The sequence below is a fragment of the Streptomyces sp. WZ.A104 genome (assembly GCF_002382885.1).
GTDB lineage: Bacteria > Actinomycetota > Actinomycetes > Streptomycetales > Streptomycetaceae > Streptomyces.
In genome coordinates this window covers 19,706-34,807 of sequence record NZ_NWVL01000062.1, presented here as the reverse complement: position 1 = coordinate 34,807, position 15,102 = coordinate 19,706, and the positions used below count along the sequence as shown (strand labels likewise).

The window sequence follows — 15,102 nt, the reverse complement described above, 5'->3', positions numbered from 1 at the left end:
TCCTCAGACGTGTATCTGGCGCTGCACGCATAGGTCCCGATGTGCAACGAGCCAGCCGAAATGGGTGAGCATCTATCACGGTACGCCGTCACCGGCCTACCTGTTTCCGGTCAGCTTTGTCCTTCGGCCCCCGAGGACGACGCCTGAGCGGCCTGAGCGGCAGCGCTGCCCGGACGCTTCCGGGCCACCCAACCCTCGATATTCCGCTGCTGGCCCCGCGCCACCGCCAGCGAACCGGACGGCACATCCTTCGTGATGACCGACCCGGCGGCCGTGTACACCCCGTCCCCGACCGTGACAGGTGCCACAAACATATTGTCCGAACCGGTACGGCAGTGGGAACCGATCGTCGTGTGGTGCTTGGCGACCCCGTCGTAGTTCACGAAGACGCTCGCCGCACCGATGTTGGTGTGATCACCGATCGTCGCGTCACCGACGTAACTCAGGTGCGGGACCTTCGTCCCCTCGCCGACGGTCGCGTTCTTCATCTCCACGTACGTACCGGCCTTGGCCTTCGTCCCCAGCCGCGTCCCCGGCCGCAGATACGCGTACGGCCCCACCGACGCCCCCGGCCCGATCTCCGCCGAGTCCGTCACGGAGTTGTCCACCCGGGCCCCGGCCCCCACCGCGGTGTCCTTGAGCCGCGAGTTCGGCCCGACCTCACTGTCCTCCGCGAGGTGAGTGGTCCCCAGCAGCTGCGTCCCCGGATGCACGACCGCGTCCCGCTCGTACGTCACCGTCGCGTCGATCAACGTGGACGCCGGGTCCACAACCGTCACGCCCGCGAGCATCGCCCGCTCAAGCAGCCGCTCGTTCAGCAGCCGACGCGCCTCGGCCAGCTGAAGCCGGTTGTTGATCCCGAGGATCTCGCGGTGGTCACCCGCCACCGACGCCCCGACCCGATGCCCGGCCTCGCGCAGGATCGACAGCACATCGGTGAGGTACTCCTCGCCCTGGCTGTTGTCCGTGCGCACCTTGCCCAGCGCATCCCCGAGCAGCCGCCCGTCGAACGCGAACACCCCTGAGTTGATCTCCCGGATCGCCCTCTGCGCCTCGGTGGCGTCCTTGTGCTCGACGATCTCGGTCACCGCACCGGTGGCGGGATCGCGCACGATGCGCCCGTAGCCCGTGGAGTCCGGGACCTCGGCGGTCAGCACGGTGACCGCGTTGGCGTCGGCCGCATGCGTGGCGGCGAGCGCGCCGAGCGTCTCGCCCGACAGCAGCGGGGTGTCGCCGCAGACGACGATCACGGCCCCGTCGACACCCCCGCCGAGCTCTTCGAGCCCCATCCGGACGGCGTGCCCGGTCCCGTTCTGCTCCGCCTGGAAGGCGGTGCGCACGGGGGCGTCACCGGCGTTCAGGTGTGCGGTGACCTGCTCGCTCGCGTGGCCGACGACGACGACGAGGTGCTGCGGGTCCAGCTCACGGGCTGCGGCGACGACATGGCCGACGAGCGAGCGCCCGGAGATCTCGTGCAGGACCTTGGGGGTCTTCGACTTCATGCGGGTGCCCTCACCCGCTGCGAGGACGACGACGGCTGCCGGGCTGGTTGCGCTCACGGATGTGCCCTTCGGCTTCGGGTGGTGGTCATCCGCAGGATACCGGGGGCGTTTCGGCGGGGAACGGGGGCGGGCCCCGACCGGTGTGGTCGGGGCCCGTGTGCGCTGCTCCCGGGGAAGGACTCGAACCCTCATGATCAGATCCAAAATCTGACGTCTTGCCCTTAGACGACCCGGGATGGGTGTTATGTCCGATTCTCTTGATCGGCTCTTTTTGCAGCACCCACTATGCCGCACCAAGAGCCTTCGATGCGACGGTACAGCTCGGCACTTTTCAGGACGCGAACCGCGAGGCAGCCCCTGTAGTTGTCGCCGACGTTTTTGCGGTTGGTCTTCGGTGTGTGCTTCTTGACCGACGTTTTGCCGAACGACGCAGGCCCGGCGCCGGTGAGAGCTGCCCAGTACTGCTCGGCTGCCGTGACGTCCGCAGTCTCGTGGATGTGTACGTGGAAGCGAAGGTGGTCGTCGGTCACTCCCAGGAGGCGGAGCCAGGCGAGGAAGACCTCGATCATGCCGGGGTCGCTGTTGACGAAAGTGACCCGCTCCTGGGTGCGGTACGGCTTGGACTTGGAGCCCTCCGCCCAGTAGAGGCCGACGCCCAGCAGGAAGAGCTCGCGGCTGCTCATGGTGCCGACCTCGTCTGCGGCCTGCTGCTTCGCTGCCCGGCGCTCCGCGTCCCGCCGCTGGAGCGTTGCCTCCCAGCCCCGCCGCCCGATGGCGGACGACTCCTCTCGGGTGCGCCTGCGCTCGGGCTTCGGCAGATCCCGTACCCACAGCGAGATCGAGCTCTTCGAGCACCCCAGCTCCATCTGGATCTGGTCATACGTCATGCCCTGGAGTCGCAGCTCACGGGCCTGCGCCCGTACTTCGTCCTTGGCGTTCGGCCGCTTCGTCCACTCCGGGGCGGGCTCGCCCTGGAGGAGGCGATGCAGCATGTCGTTGTTGAAGACCTTCAGCCGGTCCCTGATCTGCCGGACGCTCAGCCCCTCCCGGCGCAGCGCCACCGCCTGGGCGCGTAAGCCCTCGAAGTCGGCGTACTTGCTTGTGGTTTCCGTCATACGGTGATCGTCGTCCGGAATGCGAACGTCCGGGTCGAAAGCGCGGTCGATTCGCCATTTCAGGCGATCGGCATCTGTTTCGTGCACGTTCGAACGCGGAACGTGCTGTTGCCGGTCACCGGAAAATGGGGTGCGTCCGCCCGTAGGCTGGATGCCATGACCGCAACGGGGGCAGACCAGGAGGCGGCGGGATCGACCACCCGCGGCTACTGGTGGTGGGAGCGGCGACGCAGTGTCGCCCTGGACGTGGGACTGGCGCTGGTATCGGCGCTGGAGTGTGGCCTGGAGGGGGTGGAGTTCGCCCGGAGTGCCGGTTTGCCGGTGCCGGTGGGTGTGGTGTTCGGGCTGCTGTCGGGTTCGGTGCTGCTGGTCCGGCGGCGGTGGCCGATCGTCGTGGTGCTGGTGTCGATCGCGATGACGCCGGCCGAGATGGGCTTCCTGATGGCTCTGGTCGGCCTGTACACGCTGGCCGCGTCCGAGGTGCCGCGCCGGATCACCGTCGTGCTGGCGGGGATGGCGTTGGTGGGGACGTTCATCGTCACGTATGTGCGGCTGCGGCAGACCGTGGCCGAGCAGGCGGATTTTGGGCCTGGGGACTGGTACGTACCGCTGATGTCCGTCTTCATGGCGGTGGGGCTCACGGCTCCGTCCGTGTTGCTCGGCCTCTACATAGGGGCCCGGCGGCGGTTGATGGAGAGCTTGCGGGAGCGGGCCGATTCGCTGGAGCGGGAGTTGTCGCTGCTCGCGGACCGGGCCGAGGAGCGGGCCGAGTGGGCGCGTACGGAGGAGCGGACGCGGATCGCGCGGGAGATGCATGACGTGGTCGCCCATCGGGTGAGTCTGATGGTGGTCCACGCCGCCGCTCTCCAGGCGGTGGCGCCGAAGGATCCGGCGAAGGCGGTGCGGAATGCTGCGCTGGTCGGGGACATGGGCCGGCAGGCGCTCACGGAGCTGCGGGAGATGCTCGGGGTGCTGCGTTCGGGGGATGCGCTGACCGCGCCTGCCGCTGCGGGCGGGGGTGCGGTGCCGTTGGCTTCGGTGGGGCAGGCGGTGGCCGCGGCTGCCGCTGAGGGGTCGGAGGACGGGCCTCGGCTGAGTGAGCTGGAGGCGCTGGTGGCGCAGTCGCGGCAGGCGGGGATGGTGGTGGAGCTGTCGGTGGACGGTGAGCTGCGGCCGTATCCGCCGGAGGTGGAGCAGACCGCGTTCCGGGTGGTGCAGGAGGCGTTGACGAACGTGCACAAGCATGCGGCGGGCGCGGAGACGTGGGTGCGGCTCGCGCATCGGGAGTCCGAGGTCGCGATGCAGGTGGAGAACGGTCCTTCGGATGCGGCGGCGGCGGATGCGGGGTTGCCGAGCGGGGGGAACGGGCTGGTGGGTATGCGGGAGCGGGTGTTGGGGCTGGGGGGCGTGTTCGTGTCGGGTCCGACGGATGCGGGGGGTTTCCGGGTGTCAGCGGTGCTTCCGGACGGTTCGAGCGCCTGACTGCGGGGTTCGGCCGCTTCCGCCCCTGAGGCACCCTGATGACGGGCCTGGCCCCCTCAGGCCCGTGCGGTGTCTGACGGTGGCGCTTGGCCCCAGCCCGTCCGGCGTTCGAGGACGGAGCCCTGGTTGTGGGGAGCGGCTGCCCCTCCGTGTGCGGGGAGCGATGGTGCCCGTTCGTGCCGGGTGGTGTGTTCGTCCTCAGGCGCCGGGCGGGTTGGGGGAGGACGTCAGGCGGGATGGCTGCGTGCCCGTGATGAGCGTGGCGAGCGCCTGATCGATGTCCGTGCCCAGGAACCAGTCCCCCGTGTGGTCGACGCTGTAGACCCGGCCTTCCGTGTCGATGGCCAGGACTGCCTGTTCCTGGCCTTCCGACCCGAGTGGGGCGACCTCTGTTTCCAGGGCGCGGCCGAGGTCGCCGAGCGTACGGGCGAGGTGGAGGCCGTGGAGGGGGTCGACGCGGACGGCGGCCGGTGCGATGTGCCGGCCGGGTGCGGATGCGGTGATGTGGAGGCCGCCGAATTCCGCCCAGGCCTCGACCGCAGCCGGGAAGACGGCGTGCCGGTGGCCGGCGGGGGAGGCGTGGGAGCGCAGGGCGTCGGCCCATTCCTCGGCCTGGCGGATGTCCCAGCGTCCGGGCTGCCAGCCCGCTTCGCGCAGGGCGGCGTCGACGGCGACGGGGAAGCGGGTGGAGTTGTGCTGCTGCGGAAGGTGCGGGAGCTGGTCGTGCATGGGTGGGCGGTCAGCCCTTCTCGGCGGTGGTCGCGGCGCCGGTGGTGGTGAGGTCGACGGGGCGTACGCCGAAGTGGGACAGGAGTGCGGAGCAGGAGCGGCAGGGTGGTGCGTAGCTGCCGTGGAGGGGGTCGCCGTCCTCACGGATGCGGCGGGCGGTGAGGCGGGAGTGTTTGAGTGCGCGGCGGGCTTCCCCGTTGGTCAGGGGTTTTCGCTGGGCGCGTTTGGAGCGTCCGCTCTCGGCGGCGGTGAGCTGGCGGGAGAGCAGTATGGCTTCGGGGCAGCGGCCGGTGAAGCGTTCGCGCTGGCCGGTGGTGAGGGTGTCGAGGAAGTCCTGGACGAGTGGGTGCAGTGCGGGCGGCTGGTCCCCCTTGCCCGCGGTGCAGGTGAGGGTCTCTCCGCGTACGGAGAGGGCGGCGGCCACGGCGGGGAGGATCCCGTCGCGGCGGTGGAGCAGTCGTGGTGTGGTGCTGTTCTCGGTGCTGCTCCAGCTGAGTCGCGGATCCCCTGATGTGACGGTTTGTGCGGAATGCATTGTGCTGACGTCCCTCCCTGCAATCCCCCGAGTTGCGGGGACAGCCTGCCAAATGTGCCGGGTGGTGGGGAAGCTGGGGCAGGGAATCGTGCCTGCGTGTCGCCCGAAGGTGCGAGACCGTCGCCTCACTGTCACGTGAATGTGACCGTTCGTGACGGAACCGGCGGGGCGGGGCCCGCTGTTGTCCCACCGCTTAGGCTGTGCGGAACACCAGACGCAGCAGGGGGCAACAGCCATGACGACAGGTCGGCTCGGGCAGCAAGCCGCGCCACCGAACGCGGCCTATGCCGGGCAGGTCGTGCACTTCCCGGACCCGGTCCGGGCGTCCCGCCACCCCAGAGGTGTGCGGATGGACGTGAACGGTCATCCGGTTCTTTCGCCGTATGCGCGTGCCGCCGCGGAGATCGCGGATCCGCCGCAGGGGTTCGGTATCGACGAGCTGCGTCTCACCGACTACGTGTCGGCGAATGCGGCGATGGCGGCGAGTGGTCACGATCTGTGGGACACGATTCCCGCGGTGGCGACCCCGCACGGCTGGACGTGGCACCACGTGGCGGGTGGCCGGCGGATGGAGCTGGTGCCGGTCGAGGTGAAGGCGCTGCTGCGTCATCACGGTGGTCTGGCGGGGACCGAGGTGGACCAGAACCGGCGGGGTACCCGTCCCTTGCAGGAGACGCGTCCGGCGCATTTCCGGCTGCCGAAGGGTGCTGTCGCGGTGAGCGAGCAGCAGATCCAGGGTGTCGAGGAGGATCTCGGCTACCGGCTGCCCGGTGCGTACCGCACGTTCCTGAAGGCTGCTGGTGGTTCGGCTCCGGTGGGTGCGGCGCTTGACGCGGAGCTGGGGCTGCTGGTGGACCAGCCGTTCTTCACGGTGCGTGACGAGGCGGCGGTGAACGATCTGGTGTACGTGAACAAGTGCCTGCGGGACCACTTCACCAAGGACTTCCTGGGTGTCGCTTTCGTACAGGGCGGGATTCTCGCGGTGAAGGTGCGCGGTCAGGATCCCGGCTCGGTGTGGTTCTGCCCGTACGACGATGCCCGTGACCAGGACGGCTGGAGTGTCCAGGAGCGTTCGGAGCGGTTGTTGCTGCCCTGTGGGGCGGACTTCGACGCCTTCCTTCAGCGGCTCGCGGGTAATCCGCCGGAGCTGGAGACGGTGGCGAACCTGATGGTGGACGGTGGCTTCGCGCGCGTCGTCCCGGTGGAGGGGTGAGCGCGGTGGTGACTTTCGCGCAGGCGCAGGAGCGGGCGGACGAGTGGGTCAACGGTGACGTGCCCGCGTATCAGCACCGTGAGGTGCGGGTCCGTGAGTTCGATCTGGGTTTCGTGGTGTGGGCCGAGGACCGGGCGGAGGGCCCGGTCTCGGACGGTGGTCGTCAGCGGTTGGTGATCGCCCGGGACAGCGGCGAGGCGACGTTGTGGCCGGGGTTGCCGGTGGGGGAGGTGATCCGGCGGTACGAGGAGGAGTACGGGGTTACGGCGGATGCGCCCGCCGCTGCGCCGGAGCCGCCTCAGCGGGTGGATCTGAATCAGACGTCGTTCCTGTTGACTCCTCCGGAGTGGCTCCAGGAGGCGGCGGACAAGCTGGGTATTCCGGATCATCGGGCGGAGCGGGGGGAGTCGGGGGCGGCCCCGGACGCGGCCCCCGCGCCGGACGGGACGTCCGCTGCGGCTCCGGCTGCGGCTCCTGCTCAGGAGCCCGCGGAGTCCGGAGGTTCCGCGTCCGGGGGTTCCGCGTCCGGGGGTTCCGGGGACTCCGGGGGTTCCGGGGCCTCCTGGCCCGCGGCCGGCGGTGGCGGGGCCTACGAGCCGACGGCGTCCGAGGGTGTTGCCGCGGGGGCGACCCCGTGGGCGGGTACGGACACCAACTCGGACTCCGACGACGGGGCGGTTCCGCTGCCCGCGACCGTGTTCGCGCCGCCGCTTTCGGGGACGGACGACGAGGGGACCCCGCCGCCGGTCGTCCCGGCGGAGGCGCCCACCGCGCTGATGTCCGGGGGCAGCCAGCTGCCGCGTACGCAGGTGGCTCCGGCCCTCCGGCCCGAGCAGGGCTCGCAGGGCGGGGCCGGCGAGATCGCGGACGCGGCGACGAGCAAGGCCGCGGTGCCGCCGCGCGGGGGCGGTTCGTCGACTCCGCCGCCTCCCGGTGCGCCCGGGATTCCCGGGGTGCCGTCGGGTTCGACGCCGCCGCCGTCGGGTCCGGGTGCGCCCGGGGCTCCGGCGGGCGGGTACGTCCCGACGCAGCTCGTCTCCCAGCTCGGCCCGCCCGGCCCGCCCGGTGCGCCGGGTGCCACGCCGCCCCCCGGAACCCCCGGCGCGCCGCAGCCTCCCGGTCCTCCGGGTCCGCCCGGTGCGACGCCGCCTCCTGGTCCGCCGCCTCCGCCGCAGGGTTCGACGCCGCCTCCGGGTGGCGGGGTGCACCATGCCGCGACGATGCTGGCCGACGGGAGCAGCATCGGTGCGGGCGTCCCGGCTCCTCCGGGCCCGCCCGGCGCGCCCGGTGCGCCGAAGCCTCCGGGTCCTCCGGGTCCGCCCGGTGCGACGCCGCCTCCTGGTCCGCCGCCTCCGCCGCAGGGTTCGACGCCGCCTCCGGGTGGCGGGGTGCACCAGGCGGAGACGATGTTCGCGGCGCCCGGCCAGGTGGGCCCGCCCGGTCCTCCCGGCATGCCCGGTGCGCCGGGTGCCCCGGGTGCTTCGCTGGGCGGCGCCCCCGGTCCCGTACCGCAGCCGCCCGCGCCCGGGCAGCACACCCCGCCGCCCCCGGCGTACGGCTATCCGCAGCAGCCCACCGGTCAGCCGACCGTGGGCCCCGGTTACCAGGCCGTGCTGCGGTTCCGGGCTCCGGACGGCAGTGAGCAGCAGCTGATCCGCCGCTCGGCGCCGGGTACCCCGCACCCCGAGTGGCAGATGCTGCACGAGCTGCGGGCGATGAACGTGCCGCCGCAGCAGGTCATCGAGCTGCACACGGAGCTTGAGTCCTGTGAGCTGCCGGGCGGTTACTGCGCCCGGATGATCCGGGAGACCTGGCCGCAGGTGCGCATCACCAGCGTCGCTCCGTACGGCACCGACCACGCGAGCCGTCAGCAGGGCATGCAGCATCTGCTGACGCACCAGGGCGAGCTGCACCAGGTGGCGGACGGCCCGGCGCGGCCCGCGCCGGTGCGGGCTCCGTTGCCGCAGATGCCGCCCGCGCCCGCGCTGCCGCCGGAGGCGGTGGCCGAGGAGCTGGTGCAGGCGTTCGGGCCGCAGGGGATTCTGCGGTTCGATCAGCGTGCGGTGTCCCGTCAGGGGGTGCCGGAGGTCGTCGCCCGTACGTTGGTGTGGGCGGGTCTGCCCGCCGATTTCGGGCCGTTCTTCTGGGCGCAGCCGGGGCAGCCGGTGGTGCCGACGCTGGGGGAGCTGGCGGCGCAGCGACAGGTTCAGGCCGCGCCGGACGCGGGGTCGTATCTGGTGATGGGCACGGACTTCGGCAAGGCGCTCTGTGTCCAGTACGGGACGGCGAACATCGTGGCCGTTCCGGTGGAGGCCGGGCCCGGCGGTCAGTCGGTGGCGCCGCAGTTCGTGAACACGGGGCTGCCGGAGTTCGTGCGGTCGATGGCGCTGCTGGGCCGGATGTGGCGGCTGCGGTTCGGGCTGAACCCGGAGCAGGCGGGGCGCTGGACGGTCGACTTCCAGGCGCAGCTGGTGGCGCTGGACCCGGCGGCGCTGGCGTCGCCGGAGAACTGGTGGTCGGTGCTGCTGGAGCAGATGTGGGACGGCCTGCTCTGAGCCGTACGTCATCGATGTGATGAGGCGCCCGGACCCGGGGAGGGTTCGGGCGTCTCTCGTCGTATGGGGGGTCGATGCCGCGCGGCCGGGGCTGTGATGCCGGTCGCTTCCGTCCTGAAAGCATCTGATCGATTCCGACTTCCGGCACTAATTGCCGCATCCTTGGCATGTCGGTGAGGCGTATCGATGAATCGGTGAGTCGGAGAGGGGCTTCAGGGATGAGTGCTGGACCGGTGTCCGCGTACGACACCGTCGGCGTGCGGGGGCGTGGCTACAGTCCGGAGCAGGTGGACCGTGCGACCGCTGCCTTGGTCGCCGAGCGGGACACTGCGCTCGCGGAGGTCTCCCGGCTGACGGTCCGGGTCGAGGAACTTCTCGCCGGGGCGGCCCGGCTGGCGGAGACTGTGGCGGCGCTGCCTCCGCAGGACTACGCGGAGCTGGGGGAGCGGGCCCAGCGGATTCTGGCGCTGGCCGAGAGCGAGGCCGAGGCGCTGCACGCGGAGGCGGTGGCGGCGGGCCAGGCGTTGCTGGACGAGGCCGGGGCGGAGGGCCGGGCGGCCGGTGACGCGGCGCGGGAGGCGGCGGACGCGGTGCGGGAGGCTGCTGTACGGGCGGCTGAGGAGCGGGTGGCCGAGGCGGTCCGGGAGGCCGAGGGGTTGCTCGCCGCGGCCCGGCAGGACGCCGATGAGGTGCGGGCGGCCGCTGCCTCCGGGATGGAGGAGACGCGCCGCCGCACGGCGAGCGTGCTGGCCCACCAGGAGCAGGAGCATGCCGAGCGGCACAAGGCCGCCGAGGCCGAGATCGCCGCGGCCGAGGCGGAGTTGGCGGTGCGCCACGCGGAGCTGACCGAGCGGGCGGAGGCGCTGCTCGCGGAGGCGGGCCGGGAGCTGGCCGCCGCCCAGGAGGCGGCCCGCCACGGCCAGGAGGACGCGGAGGCCCGGGCGGCCGAGCTGCTGGCTCAGGCCCGGGTCCGTGAGGAGCGGGTGGTCCGGGAGACGGAGCGGGTTCTGCGGGAGCACGAGGAGGGCCGCGAGGAGGTCCAGGCGCACATGGTGCACGTACGCAGTTCGCTGGCGGCGCTCACGGGCCGGGTGGCACCGGAGGCGGAGGCGGCGGCAGGGGCGGAGGAGGCCTGAGGGCTGGAGCGGACGGAGTGCCGAAGCGGACCGGATCTTTTCACCGGGCCATGTCGAGATCTTTCACCGGGCCCATGTCGAGGGCAGGGTCCGTCCCGTTGGAGGAGACATGGTCGGGGCCGACGCAGGTCATGAGGCGCAGGTCTTGGCCCAGGTGTGGGACAGCACGTTCGACGTCAGGGCGAGGTCGTGACGCTGCCCCTTCTTGATGCAGCCGAGGCGCTTGCGTAGTCCGGGCTCGGCGAAGTACGTGACGTGGATGTAGCCGTTGGCGTCGGGCAGGCCGTTGTTGAAGATCGAGCCCGGGCGGCGGGTGTCCGCCCAGGAGCAGTCGTTCTCGCCGTCGAACCAGTTGGAGTCGTCGCCACTCCAGGCGCACATATCACCCCTGCCGTCCGTCTCCGAGAAGAAACAGACGGAACCGGGGATGCAGCGGTCGTAGCCCGTGGCCGTCTGACTCGGTGTCGGTGTCGGTGTCGGTGTCGGTGTCGGTGTCGGTGTCTGCGTCGGCTCGGGGCCGGTGCCGCTCCCGTCCGGGCGCGCGTCCGCGACGGGCCCGGCGTTCGTCGGGGCGACCGGTTTCGTGCCGGGGTCCCCGTCCAGGAGCATCCGCATGCCGAGGCCCGTCACCGCCAGGGCCAGCGCGCAGGCCGCCGCCGCGAGCAGAGGGCGGTGCCGGTGCTTGCGGTGCGGCAGTCGGTCCACCGCCGCCTCCGAGGTTCGCCGCAGCAGTGACGCGGTGTCGTGCCGGGCCCGTTCCTCGTGCGTACGGGCGAGGCAGTCCCGTACGATCCCCCGCCAGGGTGCGGGGAGTGCGGGTGAGAGGCGCAGCTCCTCCTCGCCGCGGGCGTAGCGCACCGCCGCGTCCCGCCGGGCGGTCGGGGTGCCGCCCGGCAGCGGGAACGAGCCGGTCAGGGTCAGGTGGGCCAGCACCCCGAACGCCCAGATGTCCGCGGTCGGCCGGATCCGCATGCCCCGCTCGCCGACCTCGGACCACAGCAGCTCGGGCGGGGTGTAGTCGGCGGTCGTGAACGCGGGGCAGTACGCGTGTGTGCCCTCCAGTTCGGCGGCCATGTTGAAGTCGCCGAGCCGTGCCGTGCCGTCCTCCATCAGCAGGACGTTGCCCGGTTTGAGGTCGCCGTGCACCCAGCCCGCGCCGTGCAGTTGGTGCAGGCCCTCGCAGATCTGCACGAGCAGGGCGGGCCCCTGCCGCGGCGGACGGCCGGCGGCCGGCAGCGTGTCGAGGGAGCCCCGTGCCCGCTCCAGTACGAGGACGGTGGCGCCGTCGAGCTCCGGGTGGGCCGGGGCGTCCACCGTCAGCGCGTCGTACATCCGGATCAGCCGCGGTGAACGGAGGCGGCTCAGCAGGGCCACTTCCCGCTCGGCCAGTTCCCGGAGATGGCGTAGCTGGCGCGGTGTGTGCGTGCCGGTGGGCAGGAACTTCAGGGCGGCGCGGGCCGGGGCCGCGTCGGGGTCCTCGTGGTGGGCCGCGTACACGTTGCCGAAAGCTCCCGCGCCGAGCGGCTCCTCGACGATCCAGGGGCCGACGCGGTAGCCGGGCGGAACGGACGCGACGGCGTACGACTGCTGCCGCCCGCTCACCGGGCCGGACCGCTCGCTTCCCGGGCCGGACCGCTCGCTTCCCGGGCCGGACTGATCGTTCATCGGGTCGCGCCGCTCGTGGAGGGCGCCAGCGCCGCGAGGTCGTCCTCGTGCACCAGGTCGAAGCGGAGCGCGAGGGAGACGAGGGCCTCCTTCTTGCCGTTGAGACGGGGGCCGGGCTCGCAGGACTCGGGGCCGGGTTTGAGCCGCAGTTTCACCGCCAGGTAGTCGATGTTCCACTGCACGGCGGCCCGGTTGGCCGCGGGCCACTGCGGGCGCAGCCGCTCGACGACCTGTTCCGCGGTGGGCACCGGCGCGTACGGCTCGCCGCTCAGGCGTGACTCGCACAGGGCCGCCAGCACGATGAAGTACCGCTTTGACCGGTCGAGGGGAAAGGCGAGCGCGGTCGACTCCCCTCCGCGGCCCTCGGCGGGCTCGTCCCGGTCCGACCCGTCCGCCGTGACGGCGGCGTAGTCGTGCCGCGGTGCCCACACGTCGAAGCTGAGCAGCTCGGTGCCCGCGGGCAGGACGACCCGCGAGAACTCGAACGCCACGGGTGCGCCCAGCCGCCTCGGCGCGACCTTGATGTGTTCCCCTGCGCCCTCAGGGTTCTCGACGGCGTACGTCGCCGTGCGGCTGAAGTTGCTGAGCGACCAGTACGTGTCCGTCGCGGTGATCTCGCCCGCGGAACGTGAGACACCGTCATGCGCAATGGTGAGCCGGGGCGATGGGCCGGTGGATGCCTTCCGGCCGAAGCGCAGGGTCTCTCCCGGCGCCAGCCTGAGCTGCTCGCCGGGGTTCATGCCGGGTCCCGGCACCACGACAATGGTGTACATGGACTGATTCCTTCCCCCAAGGTGCGCCGTAAGGGTAGGAAGAGTCGATAAACATCTGCATGACGTGCAGGCCGGGCGGAGCCACGCTCCCCCCTGTCAGGCGTCAGCATTCGCGGCCGGGCTGTCAGTGTTCGCTGCCGGGCCGTCAGGCTGTCAGCATTCGCCGCGCCAGTGGAAGCGGTCGATCGTCTTGCCGCCGCTCGCGAAGTTCCCGCGCCCGTCGGCCCAGCCGTGGTGGAGGCACTGGCTGCCGCCTTCCTTGAAGTACACCTGCACATGGTCGTAACCCGGCTGCGGATTGCCGTTGTTGTAGTACGACTTACGGAAGCCGCAGGTGCTGTTGGGCTGGTCGCCGGCCGACCGGCAGACCGAGCCGGTGCCGTTGGCGCCCGAGTAGAAGCAGACGTATCCCGCCGGGCAGTCCTGCCAGCCCGGAGTGGAGCCCGAGCAGTTGCGGCTGGTCACGCTCGGCCACTCCTTGTTGGTGCCCGTGTACTGGACGCCGTCGAAGTGCACGGGGACGCGGTGGCGTTCGTCGGTGAAGTCCCCCGACGCCTTGTAGCGCTGCTCGTAGTGCAGGTGGGACCAGCTGGAGGCGCCGGTCGTGCCGATGCGTCCGATCCGGGTGGACGGCTGGACCGACTGCCCCTTGCGGACGTACGTGGTGGGGGAGTCCTTGAGGTGGTAGTACGCCGTGAACCAGCCGTTGCCGTGGTTGATCTGGATGGTGTTGCCGGAGCCGTTGTCCCAGTAGGCGGCGGACACGGTGCCGGGGGCGGAGGCGAGCACCGGCTTGGCGTCGGAGCCGGTGTTCCTCTCCACGACGATGTCCAGCGCGGGGCTGTGACCGGAGCCGTAGGTGTTCAGCTGCCACCGCGTGTCGCACGCGAACGGCATCTGGAACAGCGGCTTGGCGGCGGCCGCCGCCCGGGTGTCGGCGGTCCGGCCGGTCCCCTCGTCGGCCGTGGCGGCCACGGTGGTGCCCGCGAGCCCGAGAACCGCGAATCCGGCGACCAGGACGGCACGCAGCTGACCGAGTCGGCCGGGGCGCGTGCGCCTGTGTGTCCGACTGTGCGTCCGCCTGTGCGTGCGGTGAAGCATGTTCCCCCCTGTGGAAGGCGCCGACCCTGCCTCCTCGGGCAGCGTCGGAACACATGCTGGGGACTGGCGGACGGTCCGGCAACCTCTTAGGTGCGAGGGAGAGCGGCCGGGCGTGCCGGGGCGCATCCGTGCGCTCCCGCCGTGCCGCCCTGCGCCCTTCCGGTACCGACGGCCGGTCTGGTGTCGTCGGCGATGACGTCAACGCAGCCCGTTGGTGATGGGCGCGTATCCGGTGAGGGGCGCACATATGGCTGACGTACACCTGCCCGTGTTCGACATCCCCTTCCCGCTGCGCGGCAGCCCGCATGTGGTGTACGCGCGCGAGGTCAACCTGGAGCGGTTGCGGTCGCACGGGATGCTCGCGACCGACGAGGCCCTGGAGTGGTATCTGAGCTGGGACATGGCGCAGCTGGCCGGGTACGGATATCCGTACGCCGAGCGTGACGAACTGGCCTTGGGCGTGGACCAGATGGCGTTCTTCTTTCTCTTCGACGACCAGTTCGACGGGCCGTTGGGGAGGTGTCCCGAACGCGTCGCTGCGGTGTGCGGCGAGTTGACCGACGTCCTGTTCACCCCGCTGCGGCAGCGGCGCCGTGGTGAGTCGCCGCTGGTGGCGTTCTTCGGTTCGCTCTGGGAGCGCAGCGTGCGCGGGATGGCGCCGTCGTGGTGCGCTCGGGCCGCCCACAACTGGGAGTACTACCTGGCCGCCTACGTGGGCGAGGCCATGGACCGGGTCGGCGGTGCCGTCCCGGGGATGGAGCACTTCCTTCAGGTGCGGCGGGGCATGGCCGGCACCTCCACTCTGATGGACTACGGCGAACGGATCGGCGGGTTCCTCGTTCCGCCCGCCGTGTTCCACACGCCGCAACTGCGCATGATGCGGCAGGTCGCCACTGACGTCCCGATCTTCTGCAACGACGTGTACTCCGTCGTCAAGGAGGAGCCCCGCGGCGACGTCGACAACGCGGTGCTGGTGGTGCAACGTGAACAGAACCTCTGTCGCGAGCGGGCCCTTTACCGCGTCCGCGATCTGGCCATGGCGCGGATCGAGGTGTTCGTGGAGCTGGAGCGCCAACTGCCCGACGTCTGCTCGGCCTTGTCCCTCGGCGACGAGGGTCGGTATGCCGTCGACCGATACGTAGACGCGATGAAGGCGTGGATGCGCGGCTACCACCAGTGGGAAACGGAGACGCACCGCTACGCGGCGGAGGCGACGGTGCCGCCCGAGGTGCCGAACTTCGCGGAGGACCTCCTCCACCACGACGGGCCCCGGCCGACCGGCCCCTGAGGGTGCCT

Annotated in this window: 12 protein-coding genes and 1 tRNA gene; 5 read left to right on the top strand and 8 right to left on the bottom strand. The window is 71.4% G+C overall.

The window, feature by feature from the left end; translation table 11 throughout:
* Positions 1-110: 110 nt before the first annotated feature.
* The 3 genes from glmU to CIB93_RS27705 form a co-directional block, all read right to left on the bottom strand.
* Positions 111-1,559 carry a bifunctional UDP-N-acetylglucosamine diphosphorylase/glucosamine-1-phosphate N-acetyltransferase GlmU gene (glmU, locus tag CIB93_RS27715; RefSeq protein ID WP_096630786.1) on the bottom strand — a complete coding sequence of 483 codons (1,449 nt, stop codon included), beginning with the start codon at positions 1,557-1,559 and terminating at the stop codon, positions 111-113.
* A 108-nt stretch (positions 1,560-1,667) separates the two neighbouring features.
* Positions 1,668-1,738, bottom strand: a tRNA-Gln gene (locus CIB93_RS27710).
* Between the two features lie 6 nt (positions 1,739-1,744).
* A complete protein-coding gene (locus CIB93_RS27705; protein WP_096630784.1) occupies positions 1,745-2,617 on the bottom strand; it encodes a hypothetical protein in 873 nt (290 codons plus the stop codon).
* 156 nt (positions 2,618-2,773) lie between these two features.
* Between CIB93_RS27705 and CIB93_RS27700 the strand changes: the two genes are divergently transcribed.
* On the top strand, positions 2,774-4,099 hold the full coding sequence (locus tag CIB93_RS27700; protein WP_096630783.1) for a sensor histidine kinase: 1,326 nt from the start codon (positions 2,774-2,776) through the stop codon (positions 4,097-4,099).
* A gap of 198 nt (positions 4,100-4,297) precedes the next feature.
* Here the strand turns inward: CIB93_RS27700 and CIB93_RS27695 are convergent, their stop codons facing one another.
* Both CIB93_RS27695 and CIB93_RS27690 read right to left on the bottom strand, forming a co-directional pair.
* Positions 4,298-4,828 (bottom strand): SUKH-3 domain-containing protein, encoded by a 531-nt coding sequence (locus tag CIB93_RS27695; RefSeq protein ID WP_096630781.1) that lies wholly within the window; start codon positions 4,826-4,828, stop codon positions 4,298-4,300.
* A 10-nt stretch (positions 4,829-4,838) separates the two neighbouring features.
* Positions 4,839-5,363, bottom strand: a complete 525-nt coding sequence (locus tag CIB93_RS27690; RefSeq protein WP_096630780.1) for a YwqJ-related putative deaminase — start codon at positions 5,361-5,363, stop codon at positions 4,839-4,841.
* A gap of 235 nt (positions 5,364-5,598) precedes the next feature.
* Here CIB93_RS27690 and CIB93_RS27685 point away from each other — a divergent pair, with 235 nt between their 5' ends.
* The 3 genes from CIB93_RS27685 (at position 5,599) to CIB93_RS27675 (ending at position 10,267) form a co-directional block, all read left to right on the top strand.
* Complete coding sequence (locus CIB93_RS27685; RefSeq protein ID WP_096630778.1) at positions 5,599-6,576, top strand: SMI1/KNR4 family protein; 978 nt, start codon at positions 5,599-5,601, stop codon at positions 6,574-6,576.
* Entirely contained in the window at positions 6,573-9,131 is a 2,559-nt protein-coding gene (locus CIB93_RS27680; RefSeq protein WP_096630777.1) for an SUKH-4 family immunity protein, read from the top strand. The genes CIB93_RS27685 and CIB93_RS27680 overlap by 4 nt, the downstream gene beginning before the upstream one ends.
* A gap of 218 nt (positions 9,132-9,349) precedes the next feature.
* Positions 9,350-10,267 carry a cellulose-binding protein gene (locus tag CIB93_RS27675; RefSeq protein ID WP_107470985.1) on the top strand — a complete coding sequence of 306 codons (918 nt, stop codon included), beginning with the start codon at positions 9,350-9,352 and terminating at the stop codon, positions 10,265-10,267.
* Positions 10,268-10,396: 129 nt separating this feature from the next.
* Here the strand turns inward: CIB93_RS27675 and CIB93_RS27670 are convergent, their stop codons facing one another.
* From CIB93_RS27670 to CIB93_RS27660, 3 genes are all read right to left on the bottom strand, one after another.
* A complete protein-coding gene (locus CIB93_RS27670; RefSeq protein ID WP_257002411.1) occupies positions 10,397-11,869 on the bottom strand; it encodes a serine/threonine-protein kinase in 1,473 nt (490 codons plus the stop codon).
* Between the two features lie 59 nt (positions 11,870-11,928).
* Positions 11,929-12,705 (bottom strand): hypothetical protein, encoded by a 777-nt coding sequence (locus tag CIB93_RS27665; protein ID WP_096630772.1) that lies wholly within the window; start codon positions 12,703-12,705, stop codon positions 11,929-11,931.
* A gap of 153 nt (positions 12,706-12,858) precedes the next feature.
* Positions 12,859-13,806, bottom strand: a complete 948-nt coding sequence (locus CIB93_RS27660) for a peptidoglycan DD-metalloendopeptidase family protein (protein ID WP_179500271.1) — start codon at positions 13,804-13,806, stop codon at positions 12,859-12,861.
* 247 nt (positions 13,807-14,053) lie between these two features.
* Between CIB93_RS27660 and CIB93_RS27655 the strand changes: the two genes are divergently transcribed.
* Positions 14,054-15,094, top strand: coding sequence for a terpene cyclase (locus tag CIB93_RS27655; RefSeq protein ID WP_096630769.1), 1,041 nt, complete (start codon positions 14,054-14,056; stop codon positions 15,092-15,094).
* The last annotated feature ends 8 nt before the right edge of the window (positions 15,095-15,102 follow it).

Bases quoted from the DNA above. Each gene is read 5' to 3' on its own strand.
- CIB93_RS27705 (WP_096630784.1), bottom strand. From the start codon at position 2,617: ATGACGGAAACCACAAGCAAGTACGCCGACTTCGAGGGCTTACGCGCC.
- CIB93_RS27700 (WP_096630783.1), top strand. From the start codon at position 2,774: ATGACCGCAACGGGGGCAGACCAGGAGGCGGCGGGATCGACCACCCGC.
- CIB93_RS27695 (WP_096630781.1), bottom strand. From the start codon at position 4,828: ATGCACGACCAGCTCCCGCACCTTCCGCAGCAGCACAACTCCACCCGC.
- CIB93_RS27690 (WP_096630780.1), bottom strand. From the start codon at position 5,363: ATGCATTCCGCACAAACCGTCACATCAGGGGATCCGCGACTCAGCTGG.
- CIB93_RS27685 (WP_096630778.1), top strand. From the start codon at position 5,599: ATGACGACAGGTCGGCTCGGGCAGCAAGCCGCGCCACCGAACGCGGCC.
- CIB93_RS27675 (WP_107470985.1), top strand. From the start codon at position 9,350: ATGAGTGCTGGACCGGTGTCCGCGTACGACACCGTCGGCGTGCGGGGG.
- CIB93_RS27665 (WP_096630772.1), bottom strand. From the start codon at position 12,705: ATGTACACCATTGTCGTGGTGCCGGGACCCGGCATGAACCCCGGCGAG.
- CIB93_RS27660 (WP_179500271.1), bottom strand. From the start codon at position 13,806: ATGCTTCACCGCACGCACAGGCGGACGCACAGTCGGACACACAGGCGC.
- CIB93_RS27655 (WP_096630769.1), top strand. From the start codon at position 14,054: ATGGCTGACGTACACCTGCCCGTGTTCGACATCCCCTTCCCGCTGCGC.